A 1,606-nucleotide genomic window follows, 5' to 3' on the forward strand; every position below is an offset into this window, starting at 1 on the left:
TTGCTGACAAGTCTGACTACGATGCAGCAAAAAGCATTGTCTTGCCGATCAGCGAGCTCAACACGAATACAATTTTAGAATATATGGATGCGAACTTTCATAAGTAACCGGCGGGCATGCCCGTGAATAAGCCTAACCAGCAGCTGCGGCGCGACCTTAAAGAGGCTGCGGCGCTGCTCAAGTGGTCAGGCGTCGATCTGATGAAGATAGCGGTGAACCTATCTGTCGCAGGGCATGAGGCTGAGGCTAGGGAACTTCTGTTGATGTCAGCCAGCTTTCAGGAGGTCGAGGAAAAGCTGGCGGGTTATGCGGATGAGGTGAAGGCGGGGCAGATAAATCGAAGCAAGCCTGAATAGGCGCATATTTTGGCGCAGAGGGATGCTGTAGCCTCTCGCTTTCGGACGGGCAGCCATAGTCTTAAATAGACAGCATCACGCACGGAAGCAACAATGGAAGACATGAGCAAAGCATCGCTACAAATCGTTTATGACGGGCCCGCACTTCAATCGCACGAGATGGAGGTGCGTGATCTTGCGCCCGCCCTTCTGGCTCTCGGTGAGCTTTTCGAAGAGGCAAACGCCACGCTCAACGATGGCCGAACCAAGCTCTCCGTCAGCGTCAAAGGATCTTTTAAAACTGGCAGTTTTGGAATTGATCTTGGCGTAACGCAGAGTCTGATTCAGCAAGCCCAGGATCTTTTTGCCGGTAGCCCGGTTACCGCAGCGGCGAATCTGATCGCTCTGCTCGGCTTTACGAGCCTAACAACGAGGGGTGTTTTTCAACTCATCAAGTGGGTTCGCAATCGAGATATCACAAAAGTTGAAATCCTTAGCGATGGTGTTGTCAGGGTTTTCTGCGATCAGGAGCATTTCGACACCGAGGAAAAGGTGTTAGCGCTGTTCCGAAATTGGAAGCTACGCAAGGCTTTCCAAGACGTAGTGCACAAACCGCTCCAGCGGCCCGGAGTTGATTACTTCGCCGTTCGCGAGCCCGAGGGCGATTTCGTAGCGGCATCAGAAACGGAAGCCGAAAACTTCATCGCTCCCGAGCAGGAAGAGGAGCGACTTGATGAGAGTGAGCGAGTGGCCAGCCTTCAGTTGGTGAACATCGCCTTTCGCGACGAAAATAAATGGAGATTCCACGATGGCGCGTCCACGTTCTACGCATCAATTGTTGATCCAAGTTTCCTTTCGATGATTGAGAGTGGCGATCTGCGATTTGGCAAGGGAGATATCTTGAGGGTTCGCCTAAAGGAAATTAAAACCCTTGTAGGCGATCAGCTGAAGGCCGAGCACCAAGTTTTGGAAGTGCTTGACCATCGCCGCTCTGGCACTCAGCTAAAGCTTCCAATTCAACATCCCGATTGAATCAAGCCCGGCCCAGCGCCGGGCTTCTTGTATCTGCTCCGCTACTACAGTCGTCGGCGCACAGGTGCGCCGGGAACTTGTCGCTGACGCAAAAATCGAACGGAAATCGTAACAAGAAATGGTGGAGCTATGTACCTCACCGACAATATCGAGCTCATCAGCAAGATTCTGGAGCAGCTTTCTGTTGACGCCGAAAGAAGCTCAGAAGACCTGAAAGGCGACCAGGAGCAAATCCTGTT

The 1,606-nt window shown here is 52.2% G+C and carries 2 protein-coding genes; both read left to right on the forward strand.

The window, feature by feature from the left end; all coding sequences use genetic code 11:
• Positions 1–116: 116 nt before the first annotated feature.
• Positions 117–356 carry a hypothetical protein gene (locus BKD70_RS23140; protein ID WP_070415477.1) on the forward strand — a complete coding sequence of 80 codons (240 nt, stop codon included), beginning with the start codon at positions 117–119 and terminating at the stop codon, positions 354–356.
• A 93-nt stretch (positions 357–449) separates the two neighbouring features.
• Positions 450–1,367, forward strand: a complete 918-nt coding sequence (locus BKD70_RS23145) for a hypothetical protein (RefSeq protein WP_070415478.1) — start codon at positions 450–452, stop codon at positions 1,365–1,367.
• The last annotated feature ends 239 nt before the right edge of the window (positions 1,368–1,606 follow it).

The organism is Pseudomonas sp. BS-2016, from assembly GCF_001806145.1.
Taxonomy (GTDB): Bacteria; Pseudomonadota; Gammaproteobacteria; order Pseudomonadales; family Pseudomonadaceae; genus Aquipseudomonas; species Aquipseudomonas lundensis.